A 20,387-nucleotide genomic window follows, 5' to 3' on the forward strand; every position below is an offset into this window, starting at 1 on the left:
CGCGGTTGCCGACCTGCGGAGTCCCCTGCGGTACCTGTGGTGGCTGATCCGGCGGCAAAAGGGACGCATCGTCGCCGGGGCGGTGCTCGGGTCGTCGTGGATGGTCGGGCTGACGCTCCCGCCGTACCTGTTGTCGCAGGCCGTGGACGACGGCCTGCGCCGGCGCGACCTGGCCGTGCTCGCCGCCTGGGTGGGCGCCCTGTTCCTGGCCGGCGCGGTCAACGCGGTGCTGGCCATGCTGCGGCACCGGACCATGACCAAGATCCGGCTCGACGGCGGGTACCGCACGATCGGCGCGGTGCTGGCCCACGCGACCCGGCTGGGCGCCGCCCTGCCCCGGCGCATCGGCGCCGGCGAGGTCGTCACCATCGGCGTCGCCGACGTGTGGGTGCTTGCCCAGGCGCTGACCGTCACCGGGCCGGGGCTCGGCGCGGCGGTCGCGTACGTGGTCGTCGCCGTGCTGCTGCTCAAGATCTCCCCGCTGCTCGCCGTCGTGGTGCTGGCCGGCGTGCCGGTGCTGGCGCTGGTGGTCGGGCCGATGCTGCGCCGCCTGCACCGCGCCGGCGCCCGCTACCGCGAACGGCAGGGCGGGCTGGCCGACCGGCTCGTCGACATCGTCGCCGGCCTGCGGGTGCTCAACGGCCTGGGCGGCAAGCAGGCGTACGCGGCCCGCTACCGGCGCGACTCCCGGCTCGTGGTCGAGGAGGGCTACCGCGTGGGCGCGGTGACCAGCTGGATCCAGGCTCTCGGCACCGGCCTGCCCGCGCTCTTCCTGGCCGTCGTGATCTGGCTGGCGGCCCGGATGGCCGCGCAGGGCACGATCAGCCTGGGCGAGCTCGTCGCGGTCTGGGGGTACGCGGCGATGCTCGTCGTCCCCGTTGCCTTCTTCATCGAGGGCGGCTTCGACGTGGGCCGGGCGCTGGTCGCCGGCCGGCGCGTGCTCGACTTCCTGCGGCTGCCCGCCGACCCGCCCGCCCGCGGCCGCGGCCCGGGCGAACCCGCGCCCCTGCACGACCCCGAGTCCGGCGTGCACGTCGCACCCGGCCGGCTCACCGCGCTCGCCACCGCCCGCCCCGGTGACGCGGCCGCCGTCGTGGACCGCCTCGGCCGGTACGGCCCCACGTCCGTCACCTGGGACGGCGTGCCGGTGGCCGGGGTGGACGTCCGGGACCGGATCCTCGTCGCCGACAACGACGCGTACCTGTTCACCGGCACCCTCGCCGAGGTCGTCGCCGGCCGGGACGAGGTGGACCACGACGCCGTGGCGCGCGCTCTCGCCGCGGCGGCGGCCGGCGACATCGTGGCCGGACTGCCCGACGGCACGGCGTCCGTCCTGGACACCCAGGGCCGCAACCTGTCCGGCGGCCAGCGCCAGCGGGTACGCCTCGCCCGCGCGCTGCACGCCGACCCGGAGATCCTGCTCGCGGTCGAGCCGACCTCGGCAGTGGACGCGCACACCGAGGCGGCGGTGGCCGAAGGGCTCGCCGCCGCCCGCATCGGCCGGGCCACGCTGATCACGACCACGTCGCCGGCGCTGCTCGAACTCGCCGACGTGGTCCACTACCTCGTCGCCGGCCGGGTCGCCGCGACCGGCACGCACCGCGAGCTGCTCGCCGCCGAGCCCGGCTACCGCGCGCTGGTCACCCGCGCCGCCGGAGAGGACGCCCCGGCCGGGGCCGTGCGATGACCGCCGGAGCGGTCGCCGGGACCGTGCTGTGACGGCCGGGGGAGGTCGCCGGAGCCGTGCTGTGACGGCCGGGGGCGGTCGCCGGGGTCGTGCGATGACGGCCGGGGCGGTCGCCGGGAGTGGGCGGTGACCGCGCTTCCGGTCGCCGGGCGCGACCGGGTGCGCCGCGCGGCCGCCGGGCTGATGCGCGCCGACGCCCGCGCGGTCGCGCTGATGATCACGCTCAACGGCCTGGCCGCCGTCGCCGGGCTCGCCGGACCGTGGCTGCTCGGCCGGGTCATCGACACGGTCGCCGCCGGCACCGGTTCGGTCGCCGCCGTCGACCATCTCGCCCTCGGCATCCTCCTGTGCACGCTCGGCCAGATCCTGCTGTCCCGGTCCGCGCTCGTGGCCGGTCACCGCTTCGGCGAACGTACGGCGGCCCGCATCCGCGAACGCTTCCTCGACCGGGTCCTCGCCCTGCCCGCCGCGGTCGTCGAGCGGGTACCGGCCGGTGACCTGGCAGCCCGCGGCACCGCCGACGTCGGCGCGGTCGCCTTCACGCTGCGCGACGCCGTACCGGAGGTGCTCATCGCCGCGGCGCAGGCGGCGTTCGTGCTGGCCGCGGTGTTCCTGCTGAACCCGCTGCTCGGGGCGGTCGGGGTGGCCGGGCTGTCCGGCATCGCGGTCGCCACCCGCTGGTACCTGCGCCGGGCCCGCAGCGCGTACCTCGACGAGGGCGCGGCCGGGTCGGTGCTGGCCGACGAGCTGGCGTCCACGATCGCGGGTGCCCGTACCGTCGAAGCCTTCGGCCTGCAGCACCGCCGCCTCGCCGCCGGCCGCGCCGCGATCGGCCGGGCCCGGCGCACCCGGCTGCGCACGCTGTTCCTGCGCAGCGTGCTCTTCCCGGTGGTGGACCTGTCCTACGTGGTCCCCGTCGTGGCGGTGCTGCTGCTCGGCGGGGCGCTCTACGCCGACGGGCGGATCACGCTGGGCGCCGTCGCGGCCGCCGCGCTGTACCTGAGGCAGCTCGCGGTGCCGCTCGACGCGATCCTCATCTGGCTCGAGCAGCTGCAGAGCACCGGCGCGTCGTTCGCCCGCGTCGAAGGCCTGGCCGGCCTGCCCGCGGTGGTCCCGGTCGGCGGCCCGCCCCCGGCCGGCGACCGCATCGAGGTCCGCGGCGTCCGGTACGCCTACGACGGCGGCCGCGCCGTCCTGCGCGACGTGGACCTGACGGTACGGCCGGGAGAACGCCTCGCGGTCGTCGGCCCGTCCGGCGCGGGCAAGTCCACGCTGGGCCGCCTCCTCGCCGGCGTGGACCGCCCGGGCGCCGGCACCGTCACCGTGGGCGGCGTCCCGATCGCGGACCTCCCACCCGACCTGCTGCGCCGCCAGGTGGTGCTGGTGACCCAGGAACAGCACGTCTTCCGCGACGCCATCCGCGACAACCTGACAATCGCCGCCCCGGACGCCACCGACGAGCAGCTGCTGGCGGCCCTCGCGGTGGTCGGCGCGGACTGGGTCACCGAGCTGCCGTACGGCCTCGACACCCGCCTCGGCGGCGACGACCTCGCCCTCGACGGGGCCCACGCCCAGCAGCTCGCCCTGGCCCGGGTGGTACTCGCGGACCCGCACACGGTGGTCCTGGACGAAGCAACAGCACTGCTCGACCCGGCAACGGCCCGCGACGCGGAGCGCGCGCTGGCGGCGGTGCTGCACGACCGTACGGTGATCGCCATCGCCCACCGCCTCCAGACGGCACACGACGCGGACCGGGTCGCGGTGATGGAGGCGGGCCGGCTGGTCGAACTGGGCACCCACGACGAACTGGTCGCAGCAGGCGCAACGTACGCGGCACTGTGGCGTACCTGGCACGGCTGAGTCGGGGCCAGTCGCACGACGGCGGTTGACCTGGGCTGTGACCCTCGGTGCCGGGCCGGCCGAGATGGCCGTGCTGGGGCGATTGCGCGGGCGACGGCTGACCCCGGCATGCCCGAATCCGCTTGGCGGCGCACCATCCGGCGGCGTGCGCACGGCCCTGCCCTGGTGATCGTCGAACCGAGCCGGTCCGGAGGCTCCCGTCCACGCGCGGCGATCCGGACGGCGCCGGCGTCCACCGGTGGACCTCCCAAAGCATCGCAAAAGCCGCCCTGTCGATGCGGTCACGTCGCCCCCTTCATTACGCGGCTCAGGTGGAGAGCAAGGTGGCTGCTCCTGATCGCTGCCGGTGCTCCGGAGGCACAATTTATACCGGGGTCCATTCAATATCGTCCACGCGGGGTCTGGCTATTTTGATGTGGCGATCGTCGCTTTTCTGCGGTGATCGTTCAGTGGAGTGATGGACGCGGTTGCGGGACAATTTCCGTATGCAGCAGCTCCAGTTGTTTTCCGCCGCGGAATTGGCCACAATGCGCGACCGGTCGGCGTCGCGTCGCTATTCTCCGGCGCGGGAGGAGTTTCGCCGCGAGCACGCGCGCCATCGGGTGTGGGGGTTGGCGCAACGGCACGCTGCGAAGCTGCGTCGCCTGCGCGGTGATTGCGGCGGCGGCGGGCTGGTGGGGGCGTCCGGGTCGGAGCGTGGGGCGGTGCGGCCCGTTCCGGTCGCGGCTCCGCGCGGTCCTGCGCAGGTGACGGCGATGCCGGGCGCCGATACGGCGGAGCCTGCGGCGGTGTCGACTGGGGCCGCGGGCGATTCGGTGGTGTCGAGTGCGGCCACCGGCGAGTCGGTGGTGGCGGCGGGTGAATCAGTAGTGCTGTCGGTCGGGCCGGTGGTGGTCGCAAGTGGGTCGACTGTGGTGGCGGTCGGGCCGGCGGTAGCGGCGAGTGGGTCAGCGGTGGCGGCGGGTGGGCCGGCGGTGGCGGCGGGTGGGTCGGCGGTGGTGGTGGGCGGAACATTGGGTGAGTCAGCGGCGGTTGAGGCCGTTACTCCCGCCGATTCGGCACAGTCGCTGGTGGCGGCGGTTGAAATTGCTCATGGAAATGTTCTTCGAGCGAGTTCGAATCGCCACTGTCGGCCGCGCATGGAAAAGCCCGGGAAGGCGTTACATCGCGGAATCACACGCGGTCGAGAAATCGCGCATCCAGGCGTTCGTGGCGAATACGGAGAACACATCTTGCGGCAGCGCTTGACGATGAGTCCCGCGGCCGACCGGTCAGCCAAGGCGGGTCGGTGCCGCGGGAGGGGAACCATTGCGGCCGAGCGGGCCGAGCGGGCCGAGCGGGCCGGGCGGCCGCGGGCGTGGACGCGGCTGTGGCGGTCAGCCGGAGCGGTTGCGGCGGCGGAGGAAGTGTGCGCGGCTGGCCGGTCCCGGCCCGGCCGGCGGTGGTCGCGGCGGGGGGAACGTGTGTCCGGCCGGCGGGTCCCGGCCCGGCTGGTGGGGGTTGCGGTGGAAGGAAGTGTGTCCGCCGGCCGGTCTCGGCGAAGCCGGCGGTGGTCGCGGCGGGGGAAAGCGTGTGTCCGGCCGGCGGGTTCCGGCCCGGCTGGTGGGGGTTGCGGTGGAAGGAAGTGTGTCCGCCGGCCGGTCTCGGCGAAGCCGGCGGTGGTCGCGGCGGGGGAAAGCGTGTGTCCGGCCCGCCGGTTCCGGTCCAGCCGGCGGGGTCCCGATGGGATGAGTCGTGTGCCCGGCCAGTTTTCGGGCCCGGCCGGCGGGGGACCTTCGCTCCTCTGTGTACACCCTCGGTGATCGGTAAAACGTGCTGAATCGATCGATGCTGTAGGAGAAGGGCCGGCCCGCGTGGATACCCGCTTCCAGCGGATCTATGCAGGGAAAATTCGCCTCATTGTGCAGCGACGAAGATGTATGAGCGTGGGGTGGCGGGGGTAGCTCAGGTGGTGATGCACCAACGGACGAACCATCATGGAGGTAGCGATGAGTGACCCCTACACGGGTGCACGCGCCCCGGACGCCACGCCCGGTTATGGCGAGGTGCCGGTTCAGCCGGTCGAGACCTACCCGGCCGGGGAGACCTACCCGGCCACGGGTGTGACCCAGGACAGCCTGACCACCGGCGACGACCGCGGTTTCGGCGGTACGACGGGCTCCAGTGACGCCTCGGGCGCCAAGGAGCAGGCCAAGCAGGTTGCGGGGGAGACGGCAGGCGCCACCAAGCAGGCCGCCGCCGAGGTGAAGGACACCGCCAAGGAGCAGGCGCAGCGCGTCGGCTCGGAGGCCAAGGCGCAGGCTCGCAACATCGCCTCCGACGTCCGCGACCGGGTCGGTACGCAGGCCCGTACGCAGAACGACAAGCTCGTGAGCTCGATCCGGCAGACCGCCGACCACCTCGACGAGATGCGCGGGGACCGGCAGGACTCGCCGGCCGCGACGGTCGTCTCCCGGATCGCCGACAGTGGCCGGCAGTTCGCCGACTACCTGGACCGCAACGGGCCTGAGGGTGTGCTGCGCGAGGTCAGCGACTTCGCCCGGCGGCGTCCCGGCGCGTTCCTCGCGAGCGCCCTGGCCGCCGGTTTCGTGGTCGGGCGGCTCGGCAAGGGCGTCGCCAAGGCGGACGACACCGCCGGCAAGCCGCAGACCGACAGCTTCGTCTCCGGGACGGGCACCTCGTACGGCACCGGGTACGACACCACCACGACCGGTGCGGGCTACGGCACGACCGGCACGGGGTACGCGACCGGCACCACCGGCGGGGAGTACCCGACGACGACCGGTACGCCGGCCACGACGGGCACCGGCTACGTCGACCCGAGCGTGGACCCCGGCTACACCACCTCCGGCACGGAGTACGCCTCGACCGGCACCGGCACGCCGCTGGTCGTGGAAGAGGAGTACCCGGGCGGCACGAGATGACCGCGCCGTACCCCACCGGTGAGAGCCGTTCCGAGGAGGTCTCCGAGACCTCGGTCGGCGAGCTGATCGGCAACATCAGCAACGACCTGTCGCAGCTGTTCCGCCAGGAGGTGGAGCTCGCGAAGGTGGAGCTGAAGCAGGAGGCGTCGAAGGCGGGGAAGGCCGGCGGCATGCTCGGCGGCGCCGCCTTCGCCGGCTACCTCGTGGTCGTGCTGCTCAGCTTCGCGCTGGTGGCCGCCCTGAGCAACGTGATGGACCCGGGCTGGGCCGCGCTGATCGTCGCCGCCATCTGGGCGATCATCGCGGGCGTTCTCTACGCGAACGGCCGGAAGAAGCTCAAGACCGTCGACCCCACCCCGCACCGCACCGTCGAGACGCTCAAGGAGGACGCGCAATGGCTGAAGAACCCGACCGGCTGAGGCAGGAGATCGAGGCGACGCGGGCCTCGCTGACGCGCGACGTGGACATGCTGGCCGAGAAGACCAGCCCCAAGCAGGTCGCGAAGCGGCGCTGGACCGCGGTGAAGGAGAAGGTCATGGGTAGCACCGAACAGGCCCGTTACAGCACGTCGAGCACCGCCGGGTCCGTGCAGGACAAGGCGCGTGACGTGGCCGGGACCGTGCAGGACAAGGCGCACGACGTGGCCGGCACGGTGCAGGACAAGGCGCACGACGTCGCCGGGACCGTGCAGGACAAGGCGCACGGCGTGGCCGAGTCCGTGCGCAGCGCCCCGCAGGCGGTGACCCAGCAGACGCAGGGCAACCCGCTGGCCGCCGGCATCATCGCGTTCGGCGTGGGCATGCTGGCCGCGACGCTGATCCCGGCCACCGACGCCGAGAAGCGCGCCGGTGCGCAGCTCAAGGAGCACAGCGGCGACCTGACCGACAAGGTCAAGGACGTCGCGAGCGAGCTGAAGGACGACGTCCAGGGCACCGTGCAGCAGGCCGCCGGCCAGCTGAAGGAGACCGCGCAGGACGCCGCCCAGACGACCAAGCAGCAGGCTCAGTCCTCGGCGCAGGACGCCAAGGAGCAGAGCAAGCAGGCCGTCGCCGACGCCCGCTCCTAGGGCGTACGCCCCACGTTTGTCGCTCCCTGCCGGGGGCACCTGGCAGGGAGCAGACGACGAGGGAGCCAGCATGAAGTTCGGATACAAGCTGTCCGCCGAGGGGTTCGGCCCCAAGGAGCTGATCGAGCAGACCGTCCAGGCCGAGCGCGCCGGGTTCGACTTCGTGGAGATCAGCGACCACTACCACCCGTGGCTGGACGTGCAGGGCCACTCGCCGTTCGCGTGGACCGTGCTCGGTGCCATGGCCGCGAGGACCGAGCGGATCGGGCTCGCCACCGGCGTCACCTGCCCGACCGTGCGGTACCACCCCGCGATCATCGCGCAGGCCGCGGCGACGCTGCAGATCACCTCGGACAACCGCTTCACGCTCGGCATCGGGGCGGGGGAGCGGCTCAACGAGCACGTCGTCGGCCAGGGCTTCCCGAGCGTGCGCGGCCGCCACGAGCGGCTGCGCGAGGCGCTGGAGATCATCAAGCTGCTGTGGCAGGGCGGCTACCAGTCGTACGAGGGCAAGCACCTGCAGCTCGAGGACGCCCGCGTCTTCGACCTGCCGGACCAGCTGCCCGTCATTGCCGTCGCGGCCGGCGGGAAGAGCGCCGCGACCATGGCCGCCGAACTGGGCGACGGGCTGTTCGCCACCGAGCCCCGCAGCGACCTTGTGGAGACGTACCGGGGCGCCGGCGGAAGCGGGCCGCGCTACGCCGAGGTGCCGATGGCCTGGGCTCCCACCGAGGAGGCGGCCGTGCAGGAGGCACTGAAGACCACCCGCTGGGCGGTGACCGGCTGGAAGGTCATGAGTGAGCTGCCCAACCCGGTGAACTTCGACGCCGCGTCGCAGACGGTGCGCGAGGAGGACATCCGCGAGCAGTTCGCGGTCGGCCCGGACGCCGAGCCGTACGTCGAGGCCGTCAAGAAGTACCTCGCGGCGGGCTACGACCACATCGTGCTGCAGAACGCCGGGCCCGACCCGGAGGGCTTCATCGACTTCTTCCAGAAGGAGCTGGGCGACAAGCTCCGCGCCCTCTAGTCACCCATCAGTTTCCGCAGAACGGCGGGGATGCGCGCCACCACGGCCCGCTCCTCGCCGTTCAGCGTGTCCAGGCCCGCCGCGATGAACGCCGCCCGGTGCCGCCGTTCGGCGTCGAGGCGGCGTACCCCCGCGGGCGTGATCGTGACGACGACCTGCCGGCGGTCCGTCTCGCCGGGGGCCAGCGCGACGAGGCCCTGCTCGGCGAGCAGCCCGACCGTCCGCGTCATGGACTGGTGGCGCACCCGTTCGCGGCGGGCGAGCTCGGCGATGGGCAGCGCCCCGCTGCGGTCGAGATGCCCGAGCACCGCCGTCTGGCTGCGCGGCATCGTGTCGTGCTCGCGGACGTACCGGACGAAGTCGCCCATCGCGGACCGCAACTCCTCCGCGGCCCGAACCGGGTTCTCGCTCACGCTCATGGCAGAACAATACAGGCTTGCTGTACAGTCACAGTTGTACAGCAAGCCTGTAGATCGATTCGGGAGACACGCATGAGCTATGACCCGTACGCCCTGGCCTTCCCGGCGGCCTCCTTCCCGCTGAGCAGCGAGGACTTCGCGATGGGCGGTCCGCTGCCGGCCGGGGCCTACGCCACGGGCGGGTCGGCGGGGGAGTCTCCGCAGCTGACGTGGGGTCCGCTGCCGGAGGGGACGCGCAGCCTGGTGGTGACCGCGTTCGACGCGGACGCGCCCATTCCCGGCGGGCTGTGGCACTGGGCCGTCAAGGACATCCCCGCCACCGTGCCCGGCCTGGCCCGCGGCGCGGCTTCGGACCTGCCGCCGGGTGCCGTGCACCTGCCGAACGACCTCGGTGTGGCCGGGTACTCGGGGGCGAAGCCGCCGCCGGGCACGGGTACACACCGGATGTTCGTCTGCGTGACGGCGCTGACGGTCGACCGGCTCGACGTACCGCCCGGCGCGAGCCTCGCCATGCTCAACATCCTGCTGATCCCGCACACCGCCGGCCGTGCCGTCCTGATCGGCACCAGCACGCCCGATCACTGAGAGTAAGTGTATTGACACACCGGATCGGGGGTATGGCCGGGCCATGACGATCCAGCTGGACCCCGCCGGAGCCGCCGGGGCCGCGACGCCGCCGGAGACCGAGGACATCACCGTTGTCGTGGCGACCCGCAACCGGCGGGAGCGGCTGCGCGAGACGCTGCCCCGGCACGCCGCCCCGGTGATCCTCGTGGACAACGGCTCCGACGACGGCGGGCCGGACGAGGCGCCCGGCGTGGACATCGTCCGGCTCGGCGAGAACCGCGGGGCGGCGGGGCGCACGGTGGGGGTCGAGCGGGCGCGCACCCCGTATGTGGCGTTCGCCGACGACGACTCGTACTGGGAGCCCGGCTCGCTCGCGACGGCGGCGAAGCTGCTGGACGCGTACCCGGGGACCGCGCTGATCTCGGCCCGCGTGCTGGTCGGTGCGGACGGCCGGGAGGACCCGGTCTCGGCGGCCATGGCCGCGGCGCCGCTCGGCGTCCGCGCCGACGCGCCCGGACCGTCCATCCTGGGCTTCCTGGCCTGCGCCGTCGTGGTCCGGCGCGACGCCTACCTCGCGGCCGGCGGTTTCCACCCCATGCTGCACGTGTACGGCGAAGAGGCGCTGCTCGCGATGGACCTGGCCGCGGCGGGTCACCGGCTGGCGTACGCGCCCGAGCTCACGGTGCGGCACCTGCCGCTGCCCAGCGGCCGGAACCCGGGGGCCCGGCGCCGCATGGAGGTGCGCAACCGCGTCCTGACCGCGATGCTGCGGCGCCCGCCGGCGGTCGTGCGGCGGGAGATGGCAGCGGCGTGGCGTGCGGACCGGGGCGGCCTGGCCGACGCGGTCAGGCTGCTGCCGCGGGTCCTGGGGCAACGCCGGGCGCTGCCCCAGGACGTCGAACGCGAGCTCGTCACGCTCGGGTGCTGAGCCCCGTCACCAGCCGGCCGGCGGGGCCTCGATGTGCACGGCCTTGGTGACGGTCATCTCGTCGAGCAGCTCCGGGCCGTAGCCGAAGCCCTGCCCGCTGCCCCGGCGCGGGTGCGCGGCGCCGGCCGGCGCCCCGCCGAACACCGCGTTGATCTTCACCGTGCCGGCCGGCAGCTCCCGCCACGCCTGCTGCGCGTGACTCATCGAGCCGGTCAGCACGGTGGCGGCCAGCCCGTACGGCGAGTCCGCCGCCCGCGCCAGTGCCTCGCCGAACGAGTCGACGGTCGCGACCGCTGCCACCGGCCCGAACGTCTCCTCGCGTAGCACGGCCATGTCGTCGGTGCAGTCGGCGAGCACGGTCGGCGGGTAGTACGCGCCCGGCCCGTCCGGCACCTCACCGCCGGTGAGCACCCGCGCGCCCGCCTCGGCCGCCGCCGCCACCTGGGCGTGCACGCCGTCGCGCAGCCGGGTGTCGACGAGCGGGCCGATGTCGCCGGCCCACGTACGCGCCTGCTCTGCGAGGGCCTCGAGGAACGGCCCGGTCACGTCGCGGTGCACGTAGATGCGCTCGACGGCGACGCAGATCTGCCCCGAGTTCGCGAACGCGCCGAGGGCCGCCTGCTCGGCCGCCCACCGCGGGTCCACGTCCGCGTCGACGATCAGCGGGTCGCTGCCGCCGTTCTCCAGCAGCGCCTTGGCGCCGGTCGTCGCGCAGGCCGCCGCGATGGCCCGGCCGGTCGCGGTGGAGCCGACGTGCGCGACGACGTCCACCTCGGACGACGCGAGCGCCGCGCCGACCGGGCCGTCGCCGTTGACCAGCGACAGCACGCCGGCGGGGAAGTGCGGGGCGAGGATCTGCGCGAGCCGCCAGCCCGTGGCCGGGGTGCGCTCGCTGGGCTTGTACACGACCGTGTTGCCGGTGACCAGGGCCGCGCCGAGCAGGCCGCAGGACACCGCCACCGGGTCGTTCCACGGCGTGATGACGGCGACGACGCCGCGGGGGCCGTACGCCATCAGGTCGATCGCCTCGTCGTTGCCGGCCAGGCTGCGCCCGCGGTGGGCGGGGCCCAGCTCGGCGTACTGGCGCAGCGTGCCGACGCCCGCGCCGATCGAGTCCCGCGCGCCGCCGACGGGCTTGCCCATCTCCTGGTTCATCAGCTCGGCGAGCTCGTCGGCAGCCGCCTCGACGGCGTTCGCCGCCGCGTGCAGGGCGGCCGCGCGGGCCGCCGGCGCCGTTCGCGCCCAACCGGCCGCCGCGTCCCGGGACGCCTTGACGGCCGCCGCCACATCGGCCTCCGACGACACGCGCACCGTGGTCACCGGCCCGCCGGTCATAGGGTTCGAAACGGTCAGCGTACGGTCCGAGCCGCCGGTTCCCCAGGTGCCACCGATCAGCTGTTCCACGTCATTCATGGCCGCCGCTTTCCCCGCGGGGGCCGATACAAACTTGCTGAGATCAGCTATCAGTGCAGCTAGAGCGTGATCTCAAGAAGTGGAGAAGAAGTCGATGATCACTCGGTTAGCCGGGTGATCCAGGGGTATCCGGCGGCCCATGCGAGTCCTGGGAATCAATGCGATCTTCCACGATCCGGCCGCTGCTCTGATCGTCGACGGTCAGGTCGTCGCCGCCGCGGAGGAGGAGCGCTTCAGCCGCCGCAAGCACGGCAAGCGGCCGGTGCCCTTCTCGGCCTGGGAACTGCCCGACCTCTCCGCCGCCTGGTGCCTCGAGGAGGCCGGCCTCAAGCCCGGCGACCTCGACGCCGTCGCCTACTCCTTCGACCCGGGGATGGCCCGCGACGCCGCTGAGCTCGGGCTCAACGACCCGTGGGACCACCTGCGCGTCGACTACGCCCGGCGCGCGCCGCAGTTCCTCGCCGCCGCGCTGCCCGGGCTCGACCCCGAGCAGGTGCGCTTCGTGCCGCACCACGTCGCCCACGCCGCCTCCGCCGGGCTGTCGGTGCCCGAGGACAGCGCTGTGCTGGTGCTCGACGGCCGCGGCGAGGTCGCCAGCCACCTCGCCGGCGTGTACCGCGACGGGCAGCTGACCACCCTGGCGAGCCAGCAGCTGCCGCACTCGCTGGGGCTGCTGTACGAGGACCTGACCCGCCACCTCGGCTTCATGCACTCGTCGGACGAATACAAGGTGATGGCCCTCGCCTCGTACGGCAAGCCGAAGTACCTGGACCTGTTCCGCGAGTGGGTGCACGCCAACGCCGACGGCGGCTTCACCGTGGAGCGCATCGACTGGTCCGCGCTGACCAAGGCCCGCACGGCCGACGGGGAGATGACCGAGGCGCACGCCGACCTCGCCTCCAGCGTGCAGGTACGGCTCGAGGAGGTGCTGCTCGACCTGGCCCGGTGGACGTACGAGGCCTCGGGCGGCGTCAAGACGCTCACCATGGCCGGTGGCACCGCGCTGAACTGCGTGGCCAACGCGCGCATCGCCGCCGAGGGCCCGTTCGACCGGGTCTGGGTGCAGCCCGCCGCGGGCGACTCCGGCACCGCGCTCGGCGCCGCGCTCTCCGTCGCCCGCAGCGGCGGCCCGGTCGCCCCGTTCGCCGGCGCCGACCTCGGCCGAGGCTGGAGCGACGAGGAGCTGGAGGCCGAGCTGAAGCGGGCGGCACTGCCGTACACCCGGCCCGCCTCGATCGCCGCCGAGGCCGCGAAGGTGCTCGCGGACAACGGCATCGTCGCCTGGTACCAGGGCCGCAGCGAGTACGGCCCCCGCGCGCTGGGCCACCGCTCGCTGCTCGCGCACCCCGGCGACCAGGACACCCAGACCCGGATGAACAACGTGAAGGGCCGCGAGCAGTTCCGGCCGATCGCGCCGATGGTCCGGGCCGAACGCTTCGCCGACATCTTCGAGGGCGTCTACCCGAGCCCGTACATGCTGTTCGTGCACACGGTGAAGCCGGAGTGGAAGGACCGCATCCCGGCGGTCACCCATGTCGACGGCACCGCCCGGGTCCAGACCGTGCACACCGAGACCGAGCCGGTCGTCGCCGAGATGCTGGCCGAGTTCGAGCGCCTCACCGGGCTGCCCGTCGTGGTCAACACCTCGCTGAACACCGCCGGACGGCCCATGGTGGACACTCCGCGGGAGGCGATGGAGCTGTTCGGCTCCGCGCCGGTGGACCTGCTGGCCCTCGGGCCGTTCGCCGTGCACCGCGCGTCGGCCTTCGGGGACGGTCGATGACCGGCGTCTCCGTGGTGGTTCCGACCCTCGGACGGCCGAGCCTGACCGCGCTGCTGACGGCCCTGGCCGCGGGCACCCGGGCGCCGATGCCGGTGGAGTACCTGGTGGTCGATGACCGGGCCGACGCCGACGGTGAGCTGCCCATACCGCCCGGCATCGAGGTGAAGGTGCTCACCGGGCGGGCCGCCGGGCCGGCCGCCGCGCGCAACGTGGGCTGGCAGGCGGCGAGCCACGAGTGGGTGGCGTTCCTCGACGACGACGTGCTGCCCGACGCCGACTGGCTCGCCCGGTTGCACGCCGACCTCGGCACCGCCGCCGCGCACGTCGGGGGAGTGCAGGGCAACCTGCGCGTGCCGCTGCCCTCCGACCGGCGCCCCACCGACTGGGAGCGGGTCACCGCCGGGCTGGCCGACGGTGCCTGGATCACCGCGGACATGGCGTACCGGCGCTCGGCGCTGGAGGCCACCGGCGGCTTCGACGAGCGCCTGCCCCGGGCGTTCCGGGAGGACGCCGAGCTCGCGCACCGGGTGCGCAACGCGGGGTTCGAGCTGGTCAAGGGGGCGCGGACGGTCACCCACCCGGTGCGCCCGGAGAACCGGTGGGTCAGCGTACGGACCCAGCGCGGCAACGCCGACGACGCGCTGCTGCGGCACCTGTACGGCCCCGGCTGGCGTACCGCCCTGGAGATTCCGCCCGGCCGCCGGCCGCGGCACGTCGCGGTGACCGTCGCGGGCGCGTTCGCCGTCGCGGCGGCCCTCACCCGCCGGCGGGGCTGGGGTGTGGCTGCGGCCGCCGCCACGGCGCTGTGGGCCGCGGGGACCGCCGAGTTCGCCGCCGCCCGGATCGCGCCCGGGCCCCGCGACGCCCGCGAGGTCGCCACGATGCTGCTGACCAGCGCCGTCATCCCGCCCGTGGCCACCGTCCACTGGCTGCGCGGCTGGGTACGGTGGCGCGGGTCCCGCCCGGTGGAGCCGCAGCGGTGAGCCGGCTCTACGAGGCCGTCCTGTTCGACCGAGACGGCACGTTGATCGTCGATGTGCCGTACAACGGCGACCCCGCGCTCGTGGAGCCCATGCCCGGCGCCCGCGAGGCCCTCGACCGGCTGCGCGCCGCCGGGATCAAGCTCGGCGTGGTCACCAACCAGTCCGGCCTGGCCCGTGGGTACTTCACGGCCGGGCAGCTCGCGGCGGTCAACGCGCGGGTCGAGGAGCTGCTCGGGCCGTTCGACACCTGGCAGATGTGCCCGCACGACGACACCGCCGGCTGCCGGTGCCGCAAGCCCGCGCCCGGCCTGATCGAGGACGCCGCGGCCGCGCTCGGCACCAGCCCGCAGCGCTGCGTCGTCGTCGGCGACATCGGCCGCGACATGGTCGCCGCGGGCGCCGCCGGTGCCACCGGCATCATCGTGCCCACCGACGTCACCCTCACCCCGGAGGTCGCCGCCGCCCCCGCGGGCGCCGCGGACCTCGCCGGCGCGGTCGGCCTCATCCTCGAACGGCAGGCCCTCGTCACCCCCGTCGTGACGCGCGAGCGGGCGGGCACGGTCCTCGTGGTCCGGTCCGACTCGGCCGGGGACATGCTGATCACCGGGCCCGGCATCCGGGCGGTCGCCGCCGGCGCCGAGCGGGTCGTGCTGCTGTGCGGCCCCCGCGGCCGCGCCGCCGCCGAGCTGCTGCCCGGCGTCGACGAGATCATCGAGGCGCGGCTGCCGTGGATCGACCCGCAGCCGTCGCCCGTGGACGCCGCGTTCGTCCGCGACCTCACGGAACGGCTGGCCGCGACCGGTGCCGAGGAGGCCGTGATCTTCACGTCCTTCCACCAGTCCGCGCTGCCGCTCGCCCTGCTGCTGCGCGCCGCCGGGGTCGGCCGGATCACCGCGATCAGCGACGACTACCCGGGATCGCTGCTGGACGTGCGGCACCGCGTACCGGCCGGGCTGCCCGAGGCCGAGCGGGCCCGGTCGGTCGCCGCCGCCGCGGGGTTCGCCCTGCCCGCCACCGACGACGGCGGGCTGCGTGTCGAGACGGGACCCGTGCGCGGCGGCCATGACTACGTTGTCGTCCACCCCGGCGCGTCCGTCGAGGCGCGCTCCTGCCCGCCCGCGACGATGCGCGCGATCGTGGCCGCGCTCGCCGCCGACGGGCACGAGGTGCTGGTCACCGGCGGGCCGGACGAGCGGGAACTGGCCGCGTACGTGGCCGGCGACGCGGGCACCGACGCGGGCCTGATGAGCCTGCGCGAGCTCGCGGGCCTGCTGGCCGGGGCGTCCGCCGTGGTGGTCGCCAACACCGGGCCCGCGCACCTGGCCGCCGCCGTGGGCACCCCGGTCGTCAGCCTCTACGCCCCGACCGTCCCCTTCGGGCAGTGGGGGCCGTACCGGGTGCCGTACGTGCGCCTCGGCGACGCCGCCGCACCCTGCCGGGACACCCGCGCCACCCGCTGCCCGGTGCCGGGCCACCCGTGCCTGTCCAGCATCGCGCCCGCCGACGTGCTCGCCGCCCTGCGGCTGCTGGGCGTACGGGCGCAGCACCCCCGAACGGAAGAGGTCGCCGCGTGAACATCCTGCTCTGGCACGTCCACGGGTCCTGGACGACGTCGTTCGTCCACGGCAAGCACCGTTACCTCGTGCCCATCAATGCGGCCCGCGATCCGTGGGGCCTCGGCCGCGCCCGGACCTTCGACTGGCCGGAGACGGTGGAGGAGGTCGACGTCGGCGCGCTGACGCCGGACGACGTCGACGTGATCATTCTGCAGCGCCCCGACGAGCTCGAGCGGGTCGCGCACCTGCCCGCGCCGAGGATCTACGTCGAGCACAACACGCCGAAGGGCGACGTACCGAACTCGCGGCACCCGATGGCCGACCGTGACGACCTGGTCGTCGCGCACGTCACCCACTTCAACGAGCTGTTCTGGGACACCGGCGGCACCCGCACCGCGGTCATCGAGCACGGCGTCGTGGAGCCGAAGGCGCGCTACACCGGCGAACTCGAGCGCCTCGCCGTGGTCACCAACGAGCCGGTACGCCGCCACCGCGTCACCGGCACCGACCTCATGCCGCGCTTCACGCCGGTCGCGCCCCTCGACGTGTACGGCATGGGCGTCGCCGGCCTGGACCTCGACCGGGTCACCGCGTACGACGACCCGCCGCAGGCGCGGATGCACGAGGAGATCGCGAAGCGGCGCGCGTACCTGCACCTGTGCCGCTGGACCTCGCTGGGGCTCAGTCTCATCGAGGCCATGCAGATCGGCATGCCGGTCCTGGCCCTGGCCACCACGGAGGCCATCGCCGCCGTGCCGAACGACGCGGGCGTGCTGTCCACCCGCGCCGACACCCTCGTGGAGGCGGCGCAGTGGCTGATCGACGAGCCGGAGGCCGCCCGGCGGCTCGGCGAGCGGGCCCGGCAGGTCGCCCTGGCACGCTACGGCCTCGACCGCTTCCTCGCGGACTGGGACCGCCTCCTGGAGGAGGAAACATGCGCATAGCGATGATCTCCGAGCACGCCAGCCCGCTGTCCGCCCTCGGCGGCGTCGACGCGGGCGGGCAGAACCGGCACGTCGCCGAGCTGTCGGCGGCGCTGGCGGAGCAGGGCCACGAGGTCCGCGTCTACACCCGCCGCGACGACCCGGACCTGCCGCCGGTGGTGGCGATGAACGGCTTCGAGGTGGTGCACGTCCCGGCCGGTCCGGCGATGACGCTGCCCAAGGACGACCTGCTGCCGTACATGGGCGACTTCGCCGAGTGGACCGCCGCGGACTGGCGCTCGGCCTGGCTGCCCGACGTGGTGCACGCGCACTTCTGGATGAGCGGGCTGGCCGCCGTCACCGCCGGGCGCGCCTGCGACGTGCCGGTCGTGCAGACGTACCACGCGCTCGGCACGGTCAAGCGCCGCCACCAGGGCGCCAACGACACCAGCCCGCCGCACCGGGTCGGGTACGAGCGCCAGCTGGGCCGGGTCGTGGACCGCGTCGTCGTGCAGTGCCAGGACGAGGTCCAGGAGCTGGTCCGGATGGGCGTACCCCGCTCGCAGATGGCCTTGGTGCCGTCCGGGGTGGACACCGACCGGTTCCGTCCGGAAGGGCCCGCGGAGCCGCGCGACGCCGACCGCCCGCGAATCCTCACCGTGGGACGCCTCGTCGAGCGCAAGGGCTACGAGGACCTCATCCGCGCCCTGCCGTCGGTGCCGAACGCCGAGCTGGTCGTGGTGGGCGGCCCGCCCGACGGCCGCCTGGACGACGACCCGTACGCCCGCCGCCTGCGCGCCCTCGCGGACAGCTGCCGGGTGTCCGGCCGCTTCCACCTCGCAGGCCCGGCCGGGTCCGCGGACATGCCGCGCTGGTACCGCTCCGCGGACGTGCTCGCCGCCGCGCCCTGGTACGAGCCGTTCGGCCTGACGCCCCTCGAGGCGATGGCGTGCGGCGTACCGGTGGTCGGCACGGCTGTCGGCGGACTGACCGACACGATCGTCGACGGCATGACCGGTGACCTCGTGCCGGCCCGCGACTTCCGCTCCCTGGGCTCGGCGTTGCGCCGGCTGCTCGCCGACGACATGCGGCGGGTGTCGTACGCGGCCGCCGCCGCCGACCGGGCCCTGCACTCGTACTCGTGGCGGCGCATCGCCGCGCGGCTGACGGCGGTCTACGCGACCGTGGCCGGCCGTACCCCGATCACCACGGACTCCCCCCGAGAGGCGGTTGTGTGATGGACCTGTTGGACTCTCACCTGCGCGGTATGGCGGAGGCGCTGGGGCCGTACCGGGCCGTGGCCTCCGGTCGCCTCTCCCACTGGGGCGCCGAGCTCGCCGAGCACCTGGGCACCGGCGGCCGGCTGCTCGTCGCGGGCAACGGCGGCAGCGCCGCGGAGGCGCAGCACCTCGCCGCCGAGCTGGTCGGCCGGCTGCGCGACGAGCGGATGCCGCTGTCCGCGATCGCGCTGACCCCGGACTCGTCGGCGGTCACCGCGATCAGCAACGACTACGGCTACGACGAGGTCTTCGCCCGGCAGGTACGCGCCCACGGCCGCCCGGGCGACGTGCTCATGCTGATGTCGACCAGCGGCCGCAGCCCCAACCTGGTCCGGGCCGCGCACGCCGCCCGCGAGATCGGCGTCCGCACGTGGGCGCTGGCCGGCAAGGGCCCGAGCCCGCTCTCCGAGGCGTGCGACGAGGCGCTGTGCTGCCCCGCCGACGACTCGCAGGTCGTGCAGGAGCTGCACCTGATCTCGGTGCACGTGATGTGCGAGTACCTGGACCGGGCGCTGCCGGTGGTGCTGGGAAAAGCCGCGGCGGTCCGGCGCGAGGCGGTGCTGGTGTCATGAGCCGTCCCCTGCTGGTCGTCGTCGGCGACACCCTGCTCGACCGCGACATCGAGGGCGCGGTGAACCGCGTGGCGCCCGACGCCCCCGCGCCCGTGCTCGACGAGCGCTCCGTCTCGGACCGTCCCGGCGGTGCCGGGCTCGCCGCCCTGCTGGCCGCCGGTCAGGGCCACGACGTCGCGCTGGTCACGGCGCTCGCCGACGACCCCGCTGCGGCCCGGCTCAGCGAGCTGCTCACCGCCGCGGGCATCGAGGTGTACGCGCTCCCGCTGCCCGGCGCCACCCCGGAGAAGATCCGCCTGCGTGCCGGCAGCCAGGTCCTCGTGCGCCTGGACCGCGGCGGTGACCCGGTCGCGCCCGGCGCCGCACCGGACGCTGCCCTGCAGGTGCTGCGGGACGCCACCGCGATCCTCGTGAGCGACTACGGCCGCGGTGTGGCCCGCCACCCCGAGCTGCGCCGCGCGCTCGAGGCGGCCAAGGCGCCGATCGTGTGGGACCCGCACCCGAACGGGCCGGCACCGGTGCCCAACGTCCGCCTGGTCACCCCGAACGAGTCCGAGGTACGCCGGCTCACCGGTGACGCCGGCGCCGGCTCCATGCTGGCGACCGTCCAGCGTGCGGGGCACCAGCTGCGCCAGCGCTGGCGGGCCGGGGCGGTCGCCGTGACCGTCGGCGCGGCGGGCGCCGTGTTGTGCCACGCGGGACCGACGCCGCTCGTCGTCCCCACGCCCACCGAGGCCGACGGGGACACCTGCGGGGCGGGGGACCGGTTCGCCGCCACCGCCGCACTGTCGCTGGCCCGGGGCGCCCTGGTGTCCGAGGCTGTGCAGGAGGCGGTCGCCGCGGCCACCGCGTACGTCGCGGCCGGCGGTGTCACTGCGGCGCTGGCCCCGGAGGAGAAGCCGGACGATCAGGAGCGCATCGGTGCCGCCGAGGCCGGCCGGCTGCTGGCCGACGTCCGCGCCCGCGGGGGCACGGTGGTGGCCACCGGCGGCTGCTTCGACCTGCTCCACATCGGACACCTCGCCACCCTGAAGGCCGCCCGCAAGCTGGGCGACTGCCTCATCGTCTGCCTGAACTCCGACAGCAGCGTCTCGGCGCTCAAGGGGCCGGACCGCCCGCTGACCAGGCAGGCCGACCGGGCCCGGCTGCTGGCCGCCCTGGACTGCGTCGACGCCGTCGTGATCTTCGACGAGCCGACGCCCGAGGCGGTGCTGACCTGGCTGCGCCCGGACGTCTGGGTCAAGGGCGGCGACTACGCCGACGGCGGCCCGGACCTGCCGGAGGCCGAGCTCATGCACCGCTGGGGCGGCCAGACCGTGATCGTCCCCTATCTCGACGGCCGTTCCACCACCAACACCATCGCCGCGGCGCAGTCCGCCGCCACCAGGAGGTAGTCACA

General features: G+C 74.3%; 17 protein-coding genes. 15 read left to right on the top strand and 2 right to left on the bottom strand.

The window, feature by feature from the left end:
- Positions 1-67 precede the first annotated feature (67 nt).
- The 6 genes from IT780_RS28380 (at position 68) to IT780_RS28405 (ending at position 8,564) form a co-directional block, all read left to right on the top strand.
- On the top strand, positions 68-1,687 hold the full coding sequence (locus IT780_RS28380; RefSeq protein WP_199514902.1) for an ABC transporter transmembrane domain-containing protein: 1,620 nt from the start codon (positions 68-70) through the stop codon (positions 1,685-1,687).
- 183 nt (positions 1,688-1,870) lie between these two features.
- Complete coding sequence (locus IT780_RS28385; RefSeq protein WP_199514903.1) at positions 1,871-3,547, top strand: ABC transporter ATP-binding protein; 1,677 nt, start codon at positions 1,871-1,873, stop codon at positions 3,545-3,547.
- A 1,988-nt stretch (positions 3,548-5,535) separates the two neighbouring features.
- Positions 5,536-6,471 carry a hypothetical protein gene (locus IT780_RS28390; protein WP_199514842.1) on the top strand — a complete coding sequence of 312 codons (936 nt, stop codon included), beginning with the start codon at positions 5,536-5,538 and terminating at the stop codon, positions 6,469-6,471.
- Positions 6,468-6,890, top strand: coding sequence for a phage holin family protein (locus IT780_RS28395; protein WP_199514843.1), 423 nt, complete (start codon positions 6,468-6,470; stop codon positions 6,888-6,890). Before IT780_RS28390 ends, IT780_RS28395 begins: the two co-directional genes overlap by 4 nt.
- Positions 6,866-7,537, top strand: a complete 672-nt coding sequence (locus IT780_RS28400; protein WP_199514844.1) for a DUF3618 domain-containing protein — start codon at positions 6,866-6,868, stop codon at positions 7,535-7,537. Before IT780_RS28395 ends, IT780_RS28400 begins: the two co-directional genes overlap by 25 nt.
- Positions 7,538-7,607: 70 nt before the next feature.
- Entirely contained in the window at positions 7,608-8,564 is a 957-nt protein-coding gene (locus IT780_RS28405; RefSeq protein WP_199514845.1) for a TIGR03557 family F420-dependent LLM class oxidoreductase, read from the top strand.
- On the opposite strand, the gene IT780_RS28410 is transcribed toward IT780_RS28405, so the two are convergent.
- Positions 8,561-8,983, bottom strand: a complete 423-nt coding sequence (locus IT780_RS28410; RefSeq protein WP_199514846.1) for a MarR family winged helix-turn-helix transcriptional regulator — start codon at positions 8,981-8,983, stop codon at positions 8,561-8,563. The genes IT780_RS28405 and IT780_RS28410 overlap by 4 nt on opposite strands.
- 72 nt (positions 8,984-9,055) lie before the next feature.
- On the opposite strand from IT780_RS28410, the gene IT780_RS28415 reads away from it, so the two are divergent.
- Together IT780_RS28415 and IT780_RS28420 are read left to right on the top strand one after the other, a co-directional pair.
- Positions 9,056-9,568 carry a YbhB/YbcL family Raf kinase inhibitor-like protein gene (locus IT780_RS28415; protein WP_199514847.1) on the top strand — a complete coding sequence of 171 codons (513 nt, stop codon included), beginning with the start codon at positions 9,056-9,058 and terminating at the stop codon, positions 9,566-9,568.
- 43 nt (positions 9,569-9,611) lie between these two features.
- Positions 9,612-10,478 carry a glycosyltransferase family 2 protein gene (locus tag IT780_RS28420; RefSeq protein ID WP_199514848.1) on the top strand — a complete coding sequence of 289 codons (867 nt, stop codon included), beginning with the start codon at positions 9,612-9,614 and terminating at the stop codon, positions 10,476-10,478.
- A gap of 6 nt (positions 10,479-10,484) precedes the next feature.
- On the opposite strand, the gene IT780_RS28425 is transcribed toward IT780_RS28420, so the two are convergent.
- Positions 10,485-11,891: an aldehyde dehydrogenase family protein gene (locus IT780_RS28425; protein WP_199514849.1), complete on the bottom strand. Its 1,407-nt coding sequence runs from the start codon at positions 11,889-11,891 to the stop codon at positions 10,485-10,487.
- A 139-nt stretch (positions 11,892-12,030) separates the two neighbouring features.
- Here IT780_RS28425 and IT780_RS28430 point away from each other — a divergent pair, with 139 nt between their 5' ends.
- From IT780_RS28430 to IT780_RS28460, 7 genes are read left to right on the top strand one after another with little or no spacing between them, the layout of a single operon-like run.
- Positions 12,031-13,674, top strand: coding sequence for a carbamoyltransferase family protein (locus IT780_RS28430; protein ID WP_199514850.1), 1,644 nt, complete (start codon positions 12,031-12,033; stop codon positions 13,672-13,674).
- Positions 13,671-14,657, top strand: a complete 987-nt coding sequence (locus IT780_RS28435) for a glycosyltransferase family 2 protein (protein ID WP_199514851.1) — start codon at positions 13,671-13,673, stop codon at positions 14,655-14,657. Before IT780_RS28430 ends, IT780_RS28435 begins: the two co-directional genes overlap by 4 nt.
- Positions 14,654-16,231 carry an HAD-IIIA family hydrolase gene (locus tag IT780_RS28440; protein WP_199514852.1) on the top strand — a complete coding sequence of 526 codons (1,578 nt, stop codon included), beginning with the start codon at positions 14,654-14,656 and terminating at the stop codon, positions 16,229-16,231. The genes IT780_RS28435 and IT780_RS28440 overlap by 4 nt, the downstream gene beginning before the upstream one ends.
- Positions 16,228-17,157: a glycosyltransferase gene (locus tag IT780_RS28445; RefSeq protein WP_199514853.1), complete on the top strand. Its 930-nt coding sequence runs from the start codon at positions 16,228-16,230 to the stop codon at positions 17,155-17,157. Before IT780_RS28440 ends, IT780_RS28445 begins: the two co-directional genes overlap by 4 nt.
- A complete protein-coding gene (locus IT780_RS28450) occupies positions 17,148-18,374 on the top strand; it encodes a glycosyltransferase (RefSeq protein WP_199514854.1) in 1,227 nt (408 codons plus the stop codon). Before IT780_RS28445 ends, IT780_RS28450 begins: the two co-directional genes overlap by 10 nt.
- Complete coding sequence (locus IT780_RS28455; protein ID WP_199514855.1) at positions 18,374-18,988, top strand: D-sedoheptulose-7-phosphate isomerase; 615 nt, start codon at positions 18,374-18,376, stop codon at positions 18,986-18,988. The genes IT780_RS28450 and IT780_RS28455 overlap by 1 nt, the downstream gene beginning before the upstream one ends.
- Positions 18,985-20,382, top strand: a complete 1,398-nt coding sequence (locus tag IT780_RS28460) for a PfkB family carbohydrate kinase (RefSeq protein ID WP_199514856.1) — start codon at positions 18,985-18,987, stop codon at positions 20,380-20,382. Before IT780_RS28455 ends, IT780_RS28460 begins: the two co-directional genes overlap by 4 nt.
- Positions 20,383-20,387: the final 5 nt, after the last annotated feature.

It is taken from the genome of Nucisporomicrobium flavum (genome assembly GCF_016464385.1).
Taxonomy (GTDB): domain Bacteria; phylum Actinomycetota; class Actinomycetes; order Mycobacteriales; family Micromonosporaceae; genus Actinoplanes; species Actinoplanes flavus_A.

Coding starts and splice junctions, on each gene's coding strand:
- IT780_RS28385 (WP_199514903.1), top strand. CDS start 1,871: ATGCGCGCCGACGCCCGCGCGGTCGCGCTGATGATCACGCTCAACGGC.
- IT780_RS28390 (WP_199514842.1), top strand. CDS start 5,536: ATGAGTGACCCCTACACGGGTGCACGCGCCCCGGACGCCACGCCCGGT.
- IT780_RS28395 (WP_199514843.1), top strand. CDS start 6,468: ATGACCGCGCCGTACCCCACCGGTGAGAGCCGTTCCGAGGAGGTCTCC.
- IT780_RS28400 (WP_199514844.1), top strand. CDS start 6,866: ATGGCTGAAGAACCCGACCGGCTGAGGCAGGAGATCGAGGCGACGCGG.
- IT780_RS28405 (WP_199514845.1), top strand. CDS start 7,608: ATGAAGTTCGGATACAAGCTGTCCGCCGAGGGGTTCGGCCCCAAGGAG.
- IT780_RS28410 (WP_199514846.1), bottom strand. CDS start 8,983: ATGAGCGTGAGCGAGAACCCGGTTCGGGCCGCGGAGGAGTTGCGGTCC.
- IT780_RS28415 (WP_199514847.1), top strand. CDS start 9,056: ATGAGCTATGACCCGTACGCCCTGGCCTTCCCGGCGGCCTCCTTCCCG.
- IT780_RS28420 (WP_199514848.1), top strand. CDS start 9,612: ATGACGATCCAGCTGGACCCCGCCGGAGCCGCCGGGGCCGCGACGCCG.
- IT780_RS28425 (WP_199514849.1), bottom strand. CDS start 11,891: ATGAATGACGTGGAACAGCTGATCGGTGGCACCTGGGGAACCGGCGGC.
- IT780_RS28430 (WP_199514850.1), top strand. CDS start 12,031: ATGCGAGTCCTGGGAATCAATGCGATCTTCCACGATCCGGCCGCTGCT.
- IT780_RS28435 (WP_199514851.1), top strand. CDS start 13,671: ATGACCGGCGTCTCCGTGGTGGTTCCGACCCTCGGACGGCCGAGCCTG.
- IT780_RS28450 (WP_199514854.1), top strand. CDS start 17,148: ATGCGCATAGCGATGATCTCCGAGCACGCCAGCCCGCTGTCCGCCCTC.
- IT780_RS28455 (WP_199514855.1), top strand. CDS start 18,374: ATGGACCTGTTGGACTCTCACCTGCGCGGTATGGCGGAGGCGCTGGGG.
- IT780_RS28460 (WP_199514856.1), top strand. CDS start 18,985: ATGAGCCGTCCCCTGCTGGTCGTCGTCGGCGACACCCTGCTCGACCGC.